Here is a 20,582-nt window from a genome sequence, read left to right as displayed (position 1 = left end):
CACTTTATGCCTTCTGTTTTGTTTTAAAAGCCACTTCTTTATTTATACTTCTCTTTGATTATGTAATTAAGTAGTATTCTTTATTAAAATTTTAAAACAAAAAGTATATGAAATTAATTTACACTTTTGTTGATTTTCAGATTCTTAGAAAATTTTTATTATCTATACTTTTTATATTACCTGTATATTCATTTGCACAAAATTGTACCGTTAATGCAAATGTAGACAGGTCATTGTGTCCTGGCGGTCAATTGGTTTTGCCTCCGGATCAGTTTTATTTATTAGGTACGGCCAATGCAGATGTTGGGTTTGATTATTTACAGGATCCGGTTTGGAGTCAGATTTCAGGAAGCGCAGTCAATATTACTATTCCAACTTTAGTTCAGACCTTAGTGACCGGAGCAGTTCCCGGAAATACATATGGATTTAGATTAACAGCTCAATGTGCGGACGGCTCAACAGTTTTTGATGATGTTTATATTACTGTTTTGCCTATTACAATTTCAAATGCAGATACAGACCAAACCTATTGCCAGGGGACGTATGCCTTAAACGGAAATGTACCCGGAGCATCTGAAACAGGAACATGGAGTGTTGTTGGTTCAAATAATGCCGGAATCACGATTAATAATCCTAATTCTCCCAATACAACAATTACTGTTTCAGGCACCACTTCCGGTACTACTACTTTAAGATGGACCATAGAAAATTCTGCTTCAAATTGTGAATCTTTTGATGAAATTGTGATTACAACTTTAGGAGGGGTAGAACCTGTAACTGTCGGAGCTGATATTACACTCTCTAATTGTTATTCGGCTACCCAAAATGTTAATCTGAATGGAAGTTTTGGAGGAAACACAGCTGGAGAGCAGCAAGGAGTCTGGACAGTGGTTTCAGGACCAAATGTTCCTAATTTTTCGGATGTAAATGATAATAATACAAATGTTAGCGGTTTAGTTGAAGGAACGTATGTTTTTAGATGGACAGTTGCTGGCACATGTGCAAATGGTTTTGATGAAGTAACTGTTACTGTTCCGCCACCAACCGCAGATGTCACTAATGTTGGAGATGCAGATTTATATTACTGTGACGGGAGGACTTCTACTGTTTTACAGGGTACAGTGCCTTTGTATGTAAATGAATCAGTACAATGGATACAAACAGGTGGGCCGGCTGCAACAATCGAAAGTCCGAATTCTCCATCGACGGTTGTTTCAGGAATGAATACTATAGGAACATATACTTTCATATACACTCTGACTAATAGTACAACAAACTGTGTATCAACGGGGACACATAAAGTTGTTTTGGAAAATTTGATATCCATATCAGCAGGACCTGATCAGGCTCTTGATTGTGGTGTTTCCGAAGCAATAATTCCGGTAACTTCGACAGGTAGCGGGCAAATGAGCTGGCAAATCGTGGATGGTCCGGCTATAAATCCAATTTTGAATCCGCCTTATCCTTCCTTTCCAACACCTTTAGTGAATTTTTCTGGTAATAGTTTTATTGTACATCAATTAACATTTTCAGGTACTTATATTGTAAGAGTTATAAAAAATCCAGATCCCGGAAGTCATTGCGAAACCGTTTATGATGATGTAGCAATAGTGGTTTCGGCACAGCCATCAGGTTCTAATGCAGGAACTACACAGATTTTGGCATGTAATTTAACATCAGCTGTTTTGGCAGGAAATATTCCAACCCGGGGAAGAGGAAAATGGTCGCAGGTTTCGGGGCCTTCAGCAGCAGTTTTTTCAGATATAACTGATCCAACGACAACAGTTTCGTCATTAGTAAACGGTCGATATGAATTTAGATGGACTATTTCTGGAGGTTCAGCATGTGAGGTTACACAAAGTATTTCTGAAGTTGTAGTTTCCAGTGTAACACCAACTCCTGCAAATGCCGGGAATGACCAGTCTGTTTGTTATGGCACACCAGTTCAGTTGCAGGGAAATGCAGTAGTTAACAGTGAAACCGGAACCTGGACAGTTTCGCCAAATACTGGTGTGACTTTTAGCGATGTAAACGATCCTAATACAATCGCTTCAGGTTTAGCACAAAATACCGTTTATACTTTTACCTGGACAATTGAAAACGGCTGCGGTACATCATCAGATATGGTTGATGTAAATACTAATAATTCGCAAGGAGCTACCGCCGATGCAGGTCCCGACCAATGTGCTGCAGCCGGAACTACATCAATAACTTTAGCAGCAAATGATCCTGCACCCGGAACTGGTATGTGGACACAGACTTCGGGGGCTGCTGCTACTATAACAACTCCCAGTCAGTATAATACAACTATTACAGGTTTAAGCGATGGAGATTATGAATTTAAATGGACAGTTTCGAATGTGGGATGTACAGATGCAGATGATACAGTTGCCATTACAATTGCGCCCGATGTTACTATTGCACAAGCCGGAAACGATCAAAATGTATGTGGTGATAGTGTAACGGTAACCGGAAATACTCCTGCTGTGGGAGAAACAGGGTTGTGGGAATTTGTGAGTGGAGGAGACGGGCCTGTTATAACCAGTCCGACAAGCCCAACAACAACGATTACGGGGTTAACAGCAGGTTCATGGGTATACAAATGGACAATTTCCAGAGGTGTTTGTGCAGCCTCATCAGATACAGTACAATTAAATATAAACGAAGCGCCGTCTACGGCTATAGCAGGACCTGACCAAACAGTATGTGATGTAAATAGTGTTACACTGGCTGCAACACCTCCAGCAGTTGGAAACGGTAGATGGACATTAATTTCAGGACCAAATTCGCCTGTGTTCTCTGATGTAAGATCAGCAACTTCAACTTTATCAAATTTGATAACAGGAGAATATAATTTAGAATGGACAACATACAATGGAATATATTGCCCTGAAAGTAAAGATCAGGTAACTATAAAAATAACAGAAGTAGCTGCTGCAGGATCTGATTATTCAACTTGTTTGGAAGGGCCTCTTTATTTAACAGGTAATGATGGCAGTACGGGAACCTGGAGTTATGTTTCAGGAGGCAGTACTCCGCCAACAATTACACCAACAGGAAGTAATAGTGCAGCTGTAACGGGATTAACTCCGGACACTTATGTATTCAGATACACAATAGCGGCTGAAGGTGCCTGCCCGGAAACATCTGATGATATTAGTGTAGATGTAAACGGACAAATAACAACGACTCCCAATGCTGGACCAGATCAGATTTTGTGTGATGTTACCAGCGTATTCGGTGTATTAGGAATTCAATTATCAGCATCACCTCTTGATCCTGGCACAACAGGTAAATGGACTGTTTTAGCAGGTCCGACAGGAGGATCTTTTGTTAATGATACAAATCCTAATACGATATTTGCAAATCCGGGGTATGGAATTTATGTTTTTAACTGGACAGTAAGTTCAGGAACTTGTAATAGCTCTGATCAGGTAAGAATAGAAAATGCGCAGCCGCCATCAGCTGCTGTTGCAGAAGGTGATAATGCCATTTGTGGTTCAACTACAGAGCTTACCGCAACACCTCCGACAGTTGGAACCGGAAAATGGGAACTGGTTTCCGGACCAACACCTGTAACTTTTAGTTCTCAAATTATGCCTGTAACGACTGTTTCTGGTTTGACCCAGACAGGAGGAATTTATATTTTTAGCTGGACTGTCAGTAATGGATCGGTTTGTACACCAACAACCGACACTGTTCAGATTACAGTAACAGCCGATTTAACCACACCGGATGCTGGACCGGACCAGACCATTTGCGTATCCGGAAGCGCAAATCTGGCTGCAAACAATATTACTGTAGGAACGGGGGCGTGGTCTAAGTTTAGCGGACCAGTTGGCGGGACTTTTTCCAATACAGCAAGTCCGACTTCCACATTCACACCAGTTCTTGCCGGAACTTATGTGTTACGCTGGACGGCAACAAATCTTAGCTGTACTTTTTTTGATGATATGACCTTAACGGTTGATCCTTTGCCGACAACTTCTAATGCAGGAACTCCGCTATCAGTATGTCAATTTGAAGCCGTAACTCTAAATGCTAATACTCCAACAACAGGAACAGGATTATGGACACAAGTTTCAGGTCCTACAACGGCAGTATTTACAGATGCAGCTTCTCCAACTACATCTGTTTTGGGAACACAATCTGGAATGTATACTTTTCGATGGACTATTTCAAGCGGGACCTGCCCTTCCAGTTCCAGCGATGTTACAGTAACGATTAATGAATTGCCTCCTTTGGCAGATGCAGGAGCAGATCAAACGATTTGTAATACATCATCAGCCACTTTAAACGGAAATGATCCTTTAACAGCAACAGGTACATGGACATTTGTTTTAAACCCCGGGAATACGGCTGTTATAACAAATCCAAATGCTTTTAATTCCACCGTTACAAATATTTCTGTTGGAACAACAAGGTTGAAATGGACGATTTCAAATGGTTCCTGTGCACCTTATTCTGATGAAGTAAATATTGAAAAAGCATCCGATTTAATAACATCCGATTTAACAAATGATTCAACCATTTGCGAAGGCGGTACATTAACTTTAAACACAACACCTTCAGGAAGTCTGACACCTTATAGTTATCAGTGGCAAAGTTCTGCAAATGGAATATCAGGCTGGTCAGATATTTCGGGACAGACAAATGCCTCTTATACTACAGACAGTTCGTTAACTTCGGGCGAATATTATTACAGAGTTAATGTTTCAAATTCATGTACTCAAATTACAAGTAATGTTGCTAAACTAACGATTATTCCTGATCCTGTGGTAACATCTCAACCAGCAGGAAATACAATTTGTTCAGGCGCAACCCATACTATGAGCGTAGTTGCGACAACCACCAATATTTTAGCCGGTACACTTGCTTATCAATGGCAAAGCTCTACAGACGGAAGTTCAGGCTGGGCAAATGTTTCAGGAGGAACAGGAGCCACAACCGATACTTACACTACAGCTACTTTGACTTCAAATTTATATTTTAGAGTCAGAATCTCACAAAGCGGAAGCGGCTGCGAAACTTTTTCAGATCCGGCGTTAGTTAGTGTAACCACAATAACAGCACAACCCGCAACACCTGCACCAGTTTGTGTTGGAGGTACAGTAAACATAAGTATTATAGCTTCATTAAATGGAGGTTCAGGAACATTGAGTTATCAATGGCAAAGTGACTCAGGCTCCGGTTTTGTTGATGAAACGAACCCGACAGCAACCACAGCCAATTTTACTTCTGATGTTTTAACGGCAGATACTAATTTCAGATGTGTTGTTACTTCATCTGAAACAAACTGTACTTTGACTTCAAATAGTGTTACTGCCGATGTTGTTTCAGATCCTGTAATAACTGTTGAGCCAACGGGCGGAATTATATGTACAGGCGGAACTTACAATTTATCGGTTACAGCAACAGGCGGAACTCCGGGATTGGATTACCAATGGTATAGCAGTTCAGACAATATTAGTTTTACATTACTATCCGGGGCAAATTCAAGCACTTATACTACACCAGTACTGACAAATGATACATATTACAGAGTAGAAGTTTCAGCTACCGGAAACGGCTGTGGTTTGGCAACTTCTGCGAGTGTTTTGACAGATGTAATTCCGGATCCTCTTATTACCCAGCAGCCGGTTGGAAATACAATATGTTCTGGCGGAACACATACTATGAATGTTGTTGCTTCAGGAGATGTTTCAGGAGGTGCTTTAGCCTATCAATGGGAGAGTTCAACTGACGGATCATCTGGCTGGGCGAATGTTTCAGGAGGAACAGGAGCAACAACAGACACTTATACAACAACAGCTTTAACTTCAAATTTATATTACAGAGTACGAATTACACAGGCGTTAAATGGCTGTGAAACCTATTCAGATGCTGTTCCGGTATTTGTTACAACAATTACAGCACAGCCTGTAACACCGGCAGATATTTGTGTTGGAGGCGTTGTAAGTTTAAGCATTTCAGCCTCATTAAATGGAGGAGCAGGAGTATTAAGTTATCAATGGCAAAGCGATTCAGGTTCAGGTTTTACAGATGAAACAAATCCAACGGCAACTACAGCCAATTTTACTTCTGATGCTTTAACAGTAAACACTAATTTTAGGGTTATAGTCACTTCTTCAGCAACCAGTTGCACCTTGACTTCTAATGAAGTAACTGCAACCGTTGTTCCTGATCCGACAATAAATACACAGCCTTTGGGAGGCACTATTTGTACAGGAGGAGATTTTACGTTAAGCGTTCAGGCTTCTAATGGAACTCCGTCATTAACTTATCAATGGCAATCGAGTACGACTTCGGGAGCTGGATTTACAGATATTTCAGGTGCTACGAATAGTACTTTAGACATAACAAATTTAACACAGACCACTTACTACCAGGTGCTTGTTTCAGCTTCCGGAAATGGTTGTACTACGATTACTTCTGCTGAGGTTGAGGTCACTGTGATTCCGGATCCAATTATTACAACACAGCCAGTTGGCAATACTACAATTTGTAAAAACGGAACAGCAACGCTTTCTGTAGCAGCTTCTGGAGGTTCTGGTTCTTTTTCATACCAATGGCAGTCAGCACCAACATTAGGAGGAACTTATGCTGATATAAGCGGAGCAACATCAGATACTTATACAACTTCAAACCTTTCAGCTACCAGTTATTTTAGGGTTGTCATTGCTAATTCAGGCTCTGGTTGTGATGATATCATTTCAAATATTGCGACTGTTTATATTGGAGATATTAATGTACAGCCTGTCGCACCAGATCCAATTTGTTCGGGAGGTACTGCAACGGTTTCTTTGACAGCTTCTGCAAATGGAGGAACAGCGACTTTTGCTTACCAATGGGAGAGTTCTACTGATGGCGTAAACGGATGGACGGCTATTGGTTCTGCCAATTCAGACAGTTATACAACTCCGGCATTAACTGCAACCACTTATTACAGAGCAATAGTAACTTCATTAACACCAACGTGTAGTTTAACTTCTGATGTCGTGGCAGTAACTGTGATTCCTGATCCTTCAATTACTACACAACCTGCAGATGGTTCTGTTTGTCAGGGAGGGACTTACGATTTGTCTGTAATTGCTTCGAATGGTACGCCATCATTAACATATCAATGGCAATCAGCATCAACATTAGGAGGAACCTATACGGATATTTCAGGAGCTGTAAGTGCCAATTATACAACACCGGCTTTAACGGCAACTACTTATTACAGAGTTCAGGTTAGTGCTTCGGGAAATGGTTGTACAACTGTAATTTCTGATCCGGCAACCGTAACAGTGGTAGATGATCCAATTATTGCGACACAACCTCAGGACGGAGCAATTTGTGTGGGGAATAATTATGCTTTTAGTGTTGCTGCATCAGGAGATTCAAGTCTTGGAGCAGTGCAATATCAATGGCAGACTGCCACTGTAATAACGGGGCTTTTTGCCAATGTTACAGATGGCACAGGCGGAACAACAGCTAATTATACAACTCCTGTTTTTAACACTACAACAACACGATATTACAGAGTTGTGATATCTCAAGGAACTTCGGGCTGTGAAACTTTATCAAATACAGTTACCTTAACTATTTCAGCACAACCTGCAAAACCAGTTGGAACCGTGACTCAACAGCCTGATTGCAGTATTGCAACTGGAACAATAATAATCACTTCTCCTGCAGAAGGAACTGGCTTTGAATATTCAATAAATGGCGGTACGAGCTATCAGGCAAGTAGTACTTTTAGCGGTTTGACAGATGGTGTTAAAACCATAACCGTTAGAAAAATAGGAGCCAGTACCTGTGTTTCTCAGGGAACTAATTTTACTGTTAATAAAAGAATCTGTGCGAATCCGGAAGTATATGCTTCTATAAATGGAGCAACTGGCGGAAATACAACTACAGTTTTAGGATCTGATACCTTAAACGGAAATCCGGCATCACTTTTAACGGTAAATATAACAGTCAATTTTGCTTCATCTCCTCAGATAAATTTAAATCCAGCCACAGGATTAATAACAATTGCCCCGGGAACACCAGCCGGAACTTATACGGTTAATTATACCATTTGTGAAAAAGCAAATCTGTCCAATTGCTCTTCTACTACAGAAACGGTTCAGGTAACCCAATCTTTAATAGATGCGGTGGCAGACGTGGTGACTCCGAATGTGAATGGTTTTATTGGAAGACCATTAGCTATTAATGCTTTAACAAATGATAAGCTGAATGGTAATGCTGTTCTTGCTTCTCAGGTTACTATTACTGTTGTAACCCCTGCAGTTTCAATAGGAAGCGCGCCTGTTCCGACATTAAATACTACAACAGGAACTGTTTCTGTACCTGCAGGAACTCCGGAATCAACGTATACGATAGAATACCAAATTTGCGAAAAACTGAATCCTGCTAATTGCGATATCGCTACGATTGTGATTCCGGTAGTAGCTCCCAATATTGATGCAGTTGATGACTCGGCAAGTCCTGTAAGTGGCGTTGATGGAAATCCGAATGTAATGACTGTTCTTTCAAATGACAGTTTAAACGGAGCTACTTTTACAATCAGTCAGATTAATTTAACCCAAATAGCAGGTGCTACGCCAAAAACACCTGGAGCATTAGTTCCGGTTCTGGATGTGGCAAATGGCATTGTTAGTGTTCCGGCAGGGACTCCATCGGGAACCTATTCTATCAATTATCAGATTTGTGAAAAATTAAATCCTTCCAATTGTGATAATGCTTTTGCAACTGTTACTGTAATTGCAGCGCCATTAATTGCAAATGACGATAATGCCGGACCAATTAACGGTTATGTAGGAAACTCAAACGTAGGAAATGCTTATTACAGCAATGATACTTTTAACGGAAAAGTAGTTGATCTTGCATTTGTAACACCAACAATACTTAATACTGCTGTTCCGGTAACTCCGGGAGCTTTGGTTCCGGTTTTGGATGTCAATACAGGAATAGTAAGTGTACCGGCAGGTACTCCTGCAGATGATTATTCAATAGAGTATTTGCTAACTGAAAATTTAAATCCGGATAATCAGGATGTCGCATTAATTACAATTAGAGTGGCGCCGGCCCCAATTATAGCTGATGACGATGTTTCATCATCAATCAATGGAAAAACCGGAGCATTATCAGCATTGAATGCCTATTCAAATGATAGTTTAAACGGGGCTTCTTTGATTTTAAGTGAAATAACAAGAACAGTAGTCACTCCGGCTTCACCAATTCTTGGAGGACCAGTTCCGGCACTAAATACTGTTACCGGAAACGTAAGTGTTCCTGCCAATACACCGGCGGGAGTTTACACCATAACCTATAAAATATGTGAAAACCTGAATCCTGACAATTGCGACCAAGCAACCATAACGGTAAATGTGACAGGAGCATCAATAGTTGCAAATGATGATACAATTTCCGGAATAAACGGTTATACGGGATCAGCAAACGCTCTGGATGTGATTCCGAATGATACTTTAAACGGAACTTTAGTAACACTTTCAGAAATTAATATGACTGTTGTTACTCCGGCAGTATCTATAAACGGGGGAGCAGTTCCAACATTAAATACGACAACCGGATTAATAAGTATTCCGACAGGAACCACAGCAGGAAACTATACGATTGTATATAGAATCTGCGAAAAATTAAACCCAACAAATTGTGACACAGCTACAGCTTCAATAACTGTAAACCCTCCAATAATTGATGCTGTAAATGATGCAGTAACCAATGTAAATGGTTTATTGGGACAGGCTAATGCGGTCGCAGCTTTAGCAAATGATACTTTAAACGGTACTTTGGTAAATCCGTCAGAAATTACACTTAGCGTAGTCGTTCCGGCAGTTTCGTTAGGAGGAAATGTACCTATTTTGAACATTACAACTGGACAAGTGAATGTGCCACCGGGAACTACAGAAGGAACTTATACAATTGTCTATCGTATTTGTGAAAACCTGAACTCCGGTAATTGTGATATTGCCACGATAAAAGTAGGGGTTGGTGCTTCAACAATTGTTGCAAATAACGATGAGGCAACAAATATAAATGGTTATGTTGGAGCAAATGCCGTGGTTAATGCATTAACAAATGACGAGATAACAGGATTTCCTGCTTCATTAACAACGGTGAACCTGACAGTTATTACATCTGCAACAGCTATCGGTACAGGAAATATTCCGGAACTGGATATTGCAACAGGATTGGTAAATGTGCCGGCAGGAACTTCGGCAGGAACGTATTCTATTGTGTATCAAATTTGCGAAAAACTAAATCCGACAGTTTGCGATCAGGCTACTATTAGTATTACGGTTGTAGCTCCTGTAATTGTTGCCAATGACGATACCATAAGCGGGATAGATGGTTACACAGGTCAATCGAATATTCTGAGTGCCCTTACCAATGACACCTTAAATAACAGCGCTGTAAATATAAGCGAGATTCAGACTCAGGTTATTACCCCTGCCAATTCAATAAACGAAGGGGCTGTACCATTTTTAGATACCGTAACAGGGCAGGTGAATGTTCCGGCGGGTACATCGGCAGGAAATTATTTTATAGATTATCGCATTTGTGAAATATTAAATCTGGCGAATTGCAACGATGCAAGAATCACAATTTCTGTTGGGGCAACTTCTATTGTTGCCAATGACGATACTGTCAATAATATTAATGGTTTTACAGGAGCCGATGATGTTTTGGATGTAATGACGAATGATTTGTTAAACGGACAGCCAGCGGTTTTATCAGAAACTGTTATTTCAATAGTACAGCCAGCGGTTTCAATAAATGGAGGATTAGTACCAACATTGAATACTGCCACCGGAAAAGTTACCGTATCTGCAGGAACTCCAGCAGGCGTTTACACGATAGATTATCAATTGTGCGAACAATTAAATTCTGCCAATTGTGATAATGCAACAATAACCATAACCGTTGATGCTCCGGCAATTGTAGCTAATGATGATTTGGTAACGAATATAAACGGAATGACAGGTGCAAATAATGTTTTGGATGTTCTGCCAAATGATACGCTCAACGGACAGCCGGTTCAGTTATTCAATGTTAATTTGAGCATTGTCCAGCCAGCGACTCCAATTAGCGGAGGACTTGTACCTGTTTTAAATACAAATACGGGAAGAATAAATGTTCCGGCAGGCACTCCGGCAGGAAGTTATCTTATTGAATATAGTATTTGTGATAAATTAAATCCTGCCAATTGTGATAATGCCAATGTCGCCATTACTGTTATAGCACCAATTATTACAGCCAATGATGATTCAGTATTAAATGTAAATGGTTATACCGGAGCTTCGAATGTGATTAATGCGATTAATAATGATTTATTAAATGCGCTCCCTGCAAAAGCATTAGATGTACAAATTTCTATACTTACATCTCCAATCCCTATCAATGGAGGACCTGTTCCAGTCTTAAATACGCTTACAGGAAATTTAGATGTACCTGCCCAAACACCGGCAGGGACTTATGAAATTGGATATCAGATTTGTGATAAATTAAACCCTTCAAATTGTGATAATGCCAAAATTACGATTACCGTTGCCGCACCAGTGATTGATGCTGTTAATGATTCGGTAACCGGAATAAATGGATATGCAGGCGCATCGAACATTTTGAATGCAGGTCAGAACGATATGTTAAACGGAACCAATGTAGTGGCTGCAGAAGTTAATATGAGCATAGTAACTCCGGCAGTTTCATTAGGCGGAGCTGTTCCGGTATTGGACACTGCGACAGGATTTGTATCTGTTCCGGCCGGAACTACTGCGGGCACATATACGATTGTATATAGAATTTGTGAAACATTAAATGCATCAAATTGTGATGATGCAACAATAACAATTACAGTAAACCCTGCAGTAGTTGAAGCACAGGATGATTTTGTCTCTAATATAAACGGATTAACAGGAGCGTCGAATGTCATCAATGCAATTAACAATGACAATTTGAATGGATCACCTGTTCAGCTTGCAGAAATTCAAATTACAGAAGTAACTCCTGCAACTTCATTAGGAGGTCCGGTTCCGGTATTGGATACTGCTACAGGACAAGTAAATGTTCCTGCAAACACACCAGTTGGAAGCTACACCATTACGTATAGAATTTGTGAAATTTTAAATTCAGCCAATTGTGATGATGCAATTATCACTATCGATGTAACTGCGGCACAAATCGTTGCAAATGATGATACAGTATCAGGAATTGATGGATTTACGGGAGCCAGTGATGTTTTAGATGCCATTACAAATGATACACTAAATGGAACAGCTGTCTCATTATCAGATATTACAATTTCGGTATTAAACCCGGCAGTTCCAATTTCGGGAGGACAAATTCCGTATTTGGATATTGCAACAGGAATGGTATCTGTACCTGCGGGAACAACAGCAGGAGGTTACACAATTGTTTATCAGATATGTGAAAATTTAAATTCAGCTAATTGCGATAGTGCGAGCATAAAAGTAAATGTAGGCGCATCAACTATAATTGCTAATAATGATGCAGTTGGAGGAATTAACGGATATATAGGTGCAGTTGACGCTTTAGACGTCATTGCAAATGATGAAGTTGGCGGGTTTCCTGCGGAATTAAAAGACATTTCAATCTCAGTTGTAATGCCTGCAGTTTCTGTGGGAGGAGTTCCGGTTCCGGTATTAAATACAACAACGGGACTGATAAGTATTCCGGCAGGAACACCGGCTAAAAAATATTTTATTACCTACAGAATTTGCGAAATCTTAAATTCAGCTTCCTGCGATATTGCTACGGCAGTAATAGACGTGCTTCCACCTCCAATTGTAGCCAATGATGACAATAGAATTTTACCTGTAAATGGTAAAACAGGTTTAGCCAATGTACTTAATGCATTTGATAATGATGCTTTAAATGGTGCTGGTTTAATTCTAAGCGAAGTGAATGTAAGCATTATCAATTCACCGTCACCAATTCCAGGAGTAGGAATTCCGGCGTTTGATTCGACAACTGGAATTGTAAGCGTACCGGCAGGAACACCAGCAGGATTGTATACTTTTAGATATCAAATCTGTGAAAAACTGAATCCTTCGAATTGTGATGATGCCTTAATTACAGTCAGAGTTATGGCAGCTCCAATTGAAGCCAATGACAATCTTGTTACAGGAATCAATGGCTTTACAGGTGCTGCAAATGTGGTAAATGTAATCACAAATGACAACCTGAATCTGAGTCCGGTTGTACTTGGCGACATTACAATTAGTGTGGTGCAGCCAGCAATTGCGATCAACGGAGGACAAATTCCGGTATTAGATAGTGCTAAGGGACAAGTTTCTGTTCCTGCAGGCACTGCCAAAGGAGTTTATACTATCGAATATCAAATCTGTGAGAAACTAAATCCGGCCAACTGCGATACGGCAATTGCTTATATCTCGGTTACCAGCCCGGCTATAGTAGCTAACAATGACGCCATTACAGGAGTTAATGGCTTTGTAGGTGCCAATAATGTCCTGAATGCCATCACGAATGACAGATTAAATGGGGCAGTAATAAATCTTTCACAAATTACTATAAACGTTACCCAAACTGCCACAGCAATAAATGGTGGTCAGGTTCCGGTTCTAAACACCACAACCGGATTAGTATCTGTTCCGGCAGGAACTTCAGCGGGTAATTATTTAATTAATTATCAAATTTGTGAAGTACTGAATCCAGCTAATTGTGACAATGCTTCGATAGCCGTTATTGTTGTGCCTCCTGTTATTGATGCAGTAAATGATACGCCTGCAATTGTAAACGGAACGAATAATAATCCAAATATTATCAATGTCTTAAGCAATGACAGGTTACATGCAAGTACTGTTTCAATAAGTCAAATCAATTTGTCATTGATTAATCCGGCAATTCCATTAACAGCAGGAGCATTAGTTCCGACTTTAGACTTAAGCAGCGGTTCGGTATCAGTGCCGGCAGGAACACCGGCAGGAGCTTATACTATAGAATATCAAATTTGTGAAAAACAAAATCCGGCGAATTGTGATATTGCCACGGTATTAGTTCAGGTGGCTGCAGCTCCAATTATTGCCAATGATGATTTCTTAGGACCAATAAATGGTTATGAAGGAAATCTGAATGTGGCTAATGCCTTTTTAAGGAATGATACTTTTAATGGGGCTACTGTTACCAATGCGTTAGTAAAAGCTGTGATTATAAATCCTGCTTCACCAAGATTTCCGGGAGCTAATGTTCCTTTATTGGATGCTGCAACGGGAATAGTCAGTGTACCTGCAGGAACTCCGGTCGGAACCTATACAATTGGTTATCAATTGTGCGAACGATTGAATCCGACAAACTGTTATAATGCAATTGTGCGAATTCAGGTAACGGCAGCACCAATTGAAGCCAATGATGAAATGGTAACCGGTATTGATGGCTACTCAGGTAATACAAGTGTGATAAATGCTTATGCTAATGATACGTTTAATGGAGTTGCATTAGTACTTTCAAAAATAGAAACTACGATTATTAAACCTGCTCTTTCTGCTACTGACAGTCCAGTTCCGGTGTTTAATCCAAATACAGGTAATGTAAGTGTTCCGGCGAATACACCAGCGGGAGCTTATACGATTGTATATGAAATCTGTGAAAAATTAAATCCAACAAATTGTGATCAGGCTACGATTCTGGTTCAGGTATCGCTTCCTGTAATTGATGCTGTTGATGATGTATCTGCTTCGGTAAACGGAAAAACCGGAACAGCCAATGCATTAAATGCTTATACAAATGATACCCTGAAGGGATCAGCTTTGGTATTGAGCCAGATTACCAGAACGATTGTTTCCGGAGCAGTTCCAATATCAGGCGGACCGGTTCCAAGTTTGAATTTAGCAACAGGAATAGTAAGTGTTCCGGCGAATACTCCGGCAGCGACTTATATCATTACCTATAAAATCTGTGAGACTTTAAACCCTGCCAATTGTGATCAGGCAACGATTACCATTCCAGTCATTGTATCGGCAATAGTGGCGAATGATGATGCTGTCTCAGGAATCAATGGCTATGTGGGTGGAGTAGATGTTTTGGATGCAATAGGCAACGATACTTTGAATGGCAATCCTGCATTACTTGCTGAAATCAACACGACAGTAACCAGTTTTGCAACTCCAATAAACGGCGGATTGGTTCCGATATTAAACACCACAACAGGCTTGGTAAGTATTCCGGCAGGAACAACTGCAGGAGTTTACAGTATTGGTTACCGCATTTGTGAAAAACTAAATCCAACCAATTGTGATGATGGTGTAATAACCGTTACCGTTGAAGCTCCGGTTATTGTAGCCAATGATGATATTCTGACCAATGTAAATGGTTATGTTGCTACACCTAATGCTATTGATGTTTTATTAAATGACAGACTTAACGGAGCAGTAACAGATTTAACAAAAGTTGATATTACAGTTGATACTCCGGCATCACCAATCAATGCTGGTCCTGTTCCTGTTTTACAACCGTTAACCGGAATAGTAAGTATTCCGGCAGGTACTCCGGCGGGTACTTATACAATAGAATATCATATTTGTGAGGAAATAAATCCATTGAATTGTGATAATGCTGTCGCTACTATAATAGTAGTTGGAGCAACAATTGATGCTGTTGATGACTCTGTTTCAAATATTAACGGATTTACAGGTGCAGTTAATGTTGTAAACGCATTAACAAACGATATCTTAAACGGAGTTGCAGTAATTTCTTCGCAAGTTACTATCGGTAATATTGTTCCGGCCATTTCAATCAACGGAGGGGCAATTCTGGTATTAGATGCAGCAACCGGAAATGTGAGTGTTCCAGCTGGTACGGCAGAAGGAGCATATACGATTGGATACCGATTGAGTGAAAATCTGAATCTGACCAACTTTGACACAGCAGTTATTACTATCAATGTTATTGCTCCTGGTATTATTGCCAATAATGATTCTGCAAGTAATATTAATGGATTTGTTGGAGCCAGTAATGTGGTCAACGCTATTACAAATGACAGACTGAATGGTTTGGATATTGATTTAGCAGCAATTGATATTACTTCAATAAGTACAGCCACACCTGTTGATTATGTTGCAGGAAACCCTGTTCCGGTATTAAATGAAACAAACGGAAGCGTAGATGTATCAGCAGGAACTTCAGAGGGAACTTATACTATTCATTACAGAATATGCGAAAAACTGAATCCTTCAAATTGTAGTGAAGCTGATATTGTAATTACAGTTTTGGCTACCGGTATTGTTGCCAATGATGATTTTGCACAGGACATTAATGGATACAGAGGCGGAAACAATGTGGTAAATGCTTTGACAAATGACCAGCTGAATGGTGTATCGGTTTCGTTACTTCAGGTAAATATTCGCCATATTGGTACTATTGTTCCTTTGACTTCTATTAACGGAAATATTCCGGTATTGAACACCATTACAGGAAATGTAGATGTTCCATTATTAACATCTTCAGGAACCTATATCATTCAATATGAAATCTGCGAAAAATTAAATCCTGCTAACTGTAGTACTGCTTCAATTTATGTGGTTGTAGACCAACCACAAATTGTTGCCGAAGACGATACGATTACAAATATTGACGGATATCTTGGAGCTCCAAACGTATTGAATGCGATGACAAGCAATGACAGATATGACGGATCGCCTTTGAGTGATTTAGATTTGGTATTACGAACAGTAATATCTCCGGCAACTCCTATTAATGGAGGTTTCGTTCCGTTTTTGATTCCTGCAACAGGACTTGTATCGATTCCTGAACGTACTCCGGCGGGAGTTTATCAAATACGATATGCTTTATGCGACAGACTAAATCCGTTAAATTGTGATGAAGCAGTTATTACCATACTCGTAATTGAACCGCCAATTATTGCCAATGATGATTTTGTAGATAACATTAACGGTAATACGGGAGTAAATAATGTATTGAACGCTTATGATAATGATATCTTAGATGGAAATCCGGTAAACTTCTCAAATTTCAGCGGTACATTACTTACTCCGGCAACTTCAATTAACGGCGCTCCGGTTCCTGTGCTTAATGTTCTTACCGGAAATGTAGATGTTCCACCAGGCACGCATGCAGGAGACTATTTTATCGGATATAAAATCTGTGGAAAATTAAATCCGTTAAATTGTGACGAAGCTGTAATAAGAATCAGAGTTGTACCTGCAGCAATTGATGCTGTCGATGATAATGCATCCGGAATCAATGGATTTACAGGAACTACAAATGCCTTAAATGCTTTGGATAACGATACTTTAAACGGCATATTGGTAAATCCGGCAGATGTTCTTATTACAAATGTTCTTCCGGCGACACCAATAAATGGAGGTACTGTTCCGGTATTAGATGCTGCAACGGGAATTGTGAATGTACCTGCGGGAACAACTGCAGGAATTTATACAATTACATACACACTTAGAGAAGCAACAACTTTATTGAATAGTGATACGGCTATTATTACAATTGTAGTTGACACGCCAGCGATAGAAGCCAATGATGATACATTGACAAATATCAACGGTTATGTAGCTACCAATAATGCTCTTGATGTTTTGACAAATGATACGCTTAATGGCGCACTAACAACTTTAAACAATGTTACTGTTTCTGTAGATGTTCCGGCTGCGCCAATCAACGGTGGACCAGTTCCGGTATTAGAACCTCTTACCGGAAAAGTAAGTATTTTGGCAGGTACTCCGGCAGGAAATTATGAAATTAAATATCATATCTGTGAAAAATTGAATCCTGCGAATTGTAATGATGCGACTGTTTATATTACAGTCATAAGCCCATTAATTCTTGCAGTTGATGATAATGCAGCAAACATTAACGGATACACCGGCGCAGCCAATGTGGTAAATGCAATTACAAATGACTTGTTAAACGGGGCAGCAGCTCAGTTGTCTCAAATTAATATTTCATCAATAACTACAACAACACCTGCAAATTATGTATCAGGAAACCCTGTTCCGGTATTAAATATAACAAACGGAAGGGTAGATGTACCGGCAGGAACTTCAGGAGGAACATATACGATTCATTATAGTATTTGCGAAAAATTAAATCCTGCAAATTGTAGTGAGGCAGATATTGTAATTCAGGTAAATGCTGCACAAATTGTAGCTAATAACGACATTGATCTTAATGTAAATGGGTATACAGGATCTGTAAATGCACTGAATGTTTTAAGTAACGACTCTTTTGATGATTCTTCGATTACGTCTAAAAAAGCAAAAGTGGCTATTAACATCAGTCAGATTACCATTACGGTTCTGGATCCTGCTGATCCTGTAAACGGCAGCCCAAATGTGCCGGTTTTAGATGTTGCTACCGGAATTGTAAGTGTTCCTCCTCAAACACCAGCAGGAATATATCGAATTCAGTATCGAATTACAGAGAATTTAAATCCGTCAAATTTTGATGATGCAATGGTATTCATTACCGTTACAGCGACTGCAATCGAAGCAAATAATGATACAGTGCTAAACATCAATGGCTTTGAGGGTCAGGCTAATGTGATTAATGCCATAACAAATGATAATCTTAATGGAGTTGCAGCTCAATTGGCTGAAATCACTATGAATGTTGTGACGCCGGCAACACCAATTAATGCGGGACCTGTTCCAACATTGAATACTGTTAACGGAAGTGTAAGTGTTCCGGCAGGTACGCCAAGCGGAACATATACAATCAGATATGAAATTTGTGAAATTTTAAATCCAACGAATTGCAGCCAGGCAGATATTATTGTAACGGTTGTTTCAGGATCAATTATTGCAAATGACGATTCCGCAACGGGAATTAACGGGCTGGACGGAGCTGTAAATGTTGCAAATGTTTTAACAAACGATTTATTAGATAATGCGACACCAGCTTTATCACAAATTACAATTAGTGTCTTGTCACCTGCTGATGCAATTTCAGGAGGAGCAGTTCCTGTATTAAATACTGCTACAGGATTGGTAAATGTTCCTGCCGGCACATCATCAGGTATTTATACTATTGTGTATCAAATTTGTGAAAATCTGAATGCGACAAACTGCGATCAGGCAGTTATAAAAATAACTGTAGTTCAGCTATCTGTTACATTAATTAAACAAGGAGTTTTCTCAGATACAAACGGAGATGGTTATGCACAGCCTGGAGAGTTGATTCGTTATTCTTTCCGTATTACCAATACAGGAACAATAAATCTAAACAATGTAACGGTTACAGATCCAAAAGCAACCATTTCAGGAAGTCCGATTACGCTTGCGGTAGGTCAGGTGAATGTGACAGCTTATACAGGGACTTACATTCTGACACAAGCTGATATCAATTTAGGTTTTGTCGTAAATCAGGCTTTGGTTACCGCTCAGCCTGTCACAGGAAGTACTATTCAGGATTTATCCGATAGTAATGATCCAACTCTTATTGGGGATAACGATCCGACAGTTACACCTGTTACTCAGTTTAAAGAATTAACATTAATTAAAGGCGGACAATTGACCGGCAGTGGAGGAGTTGGTTCTGTAATCAACTATAACTTCACAGTAAGAAACACCGGAAACGTTATTTTGACCAATGTTGAGATTACAGATCCAATGTTATCATCCAGTTCAATCACCGTGACACCAAGTACATTGGCACCAGGCGCAACAGGAACCGCAACAGCATCTTATACGGTTACTGTGGCTGATGTTGCAAACGGAGAGGTAATTAATACGGCGCTGGCTATTGGAGATGATCCGCAAGGAGATCCTGTTACAGATGTTTCAGACAGTACAGATCCTACTTTGCCAGGTGATGATGACCCGACAGTAATTGACTTAACACTTCAGCCATCAATCGCAGTCATTAAAACGGCATTATTTAATGATGAAAACAAAAATGGTTATGCAGAAATTGGAGAAACTGTTACTTACAGTTTTACTGTAACCAATACCGGAAATGTTGTTTTGGTAAATGTTGTTGTAAAAGATCCTAAACCCGGAATGAAAATAACAGGTGGTCCAATTATTTTGAAACAAGGAGAAACAAATACTACTGCATTTACAGGAACTTATGTTTTAACAGCAGCAGATATTGAATTAGGAAAAGTAGAAAATCAGGCCGTTGCAGAGTCTGTAAGTCCGGACGGAGTAATGGCAACAGATCTTTCTGATGATAATTCTAATCTGGAAGATGATCCTACAGTATTGCCTTTAAATGCCTGTCTGGTTACAATTCATAATGCTGTTTCTCCAAATGGTGATGGTAAAAACGAAGTATTTAAAATCGACGGAATCGAATGTTATCCAAATGCTTATGTACAAATTTATGATCGCTGGGGAGTTTTAGTTTATGATGCTTACGGTTACGATAATGATGCAGTAGCCTTTAGAGGAATTTCTGAAGGAAGGGCAACTGTCGCTAAACAAAAAGGATTACCAGACGGTACGTATTTCTATGTTATTACTTACACAACATATTTAAATGAACCCGTAAGCAAAACAGGATACCTGTATTTATCAGGAAATAATTGATATATGCACTATATAAAAAATGATAATAATCGA

Annotated in this window: 1 protein-coding gene; it reads left to right on the top strand. The window is 39.7% G+C overall.

Translation table 11 applies throughout. From position 1 onward, the window contains the following. Positions 1–107: 107 nt before the first annotated feature. Entirely contained in the window at positions 108–20,549 is a 20,442-nt protein-coding gene (locus GWR14_RS16390; RefSeq protein ID WP_163410160.1) for a PKD domain-containing protein, read from the top strand. Positions 20,550–20,582: the final 33 nt, after the last annotated feature.

The sequence above is a fragment of the Flavobacterium ajazii genome (genome assembly GCF_010614725.1).
GTDB classification, from domain to species: Bacteria; Bacteroidota; Bacteroidia; order Flavobacteriales; family Flavobacteriaceae; genus Flavobacterium; species Flavobacterium ajazii.
This window is presented reverse-complemented; position numbering and strand designations above follow the sequence as displayed.

Coding starts and splice junctions, on each gene's coding strand:
- GWR14_RS16390 (WP_163410160.1), top strand. CDS start 108: ATGAAATTAATTTACACTTTTGTTGATTTTCAGATTCTTAGAAAATTT.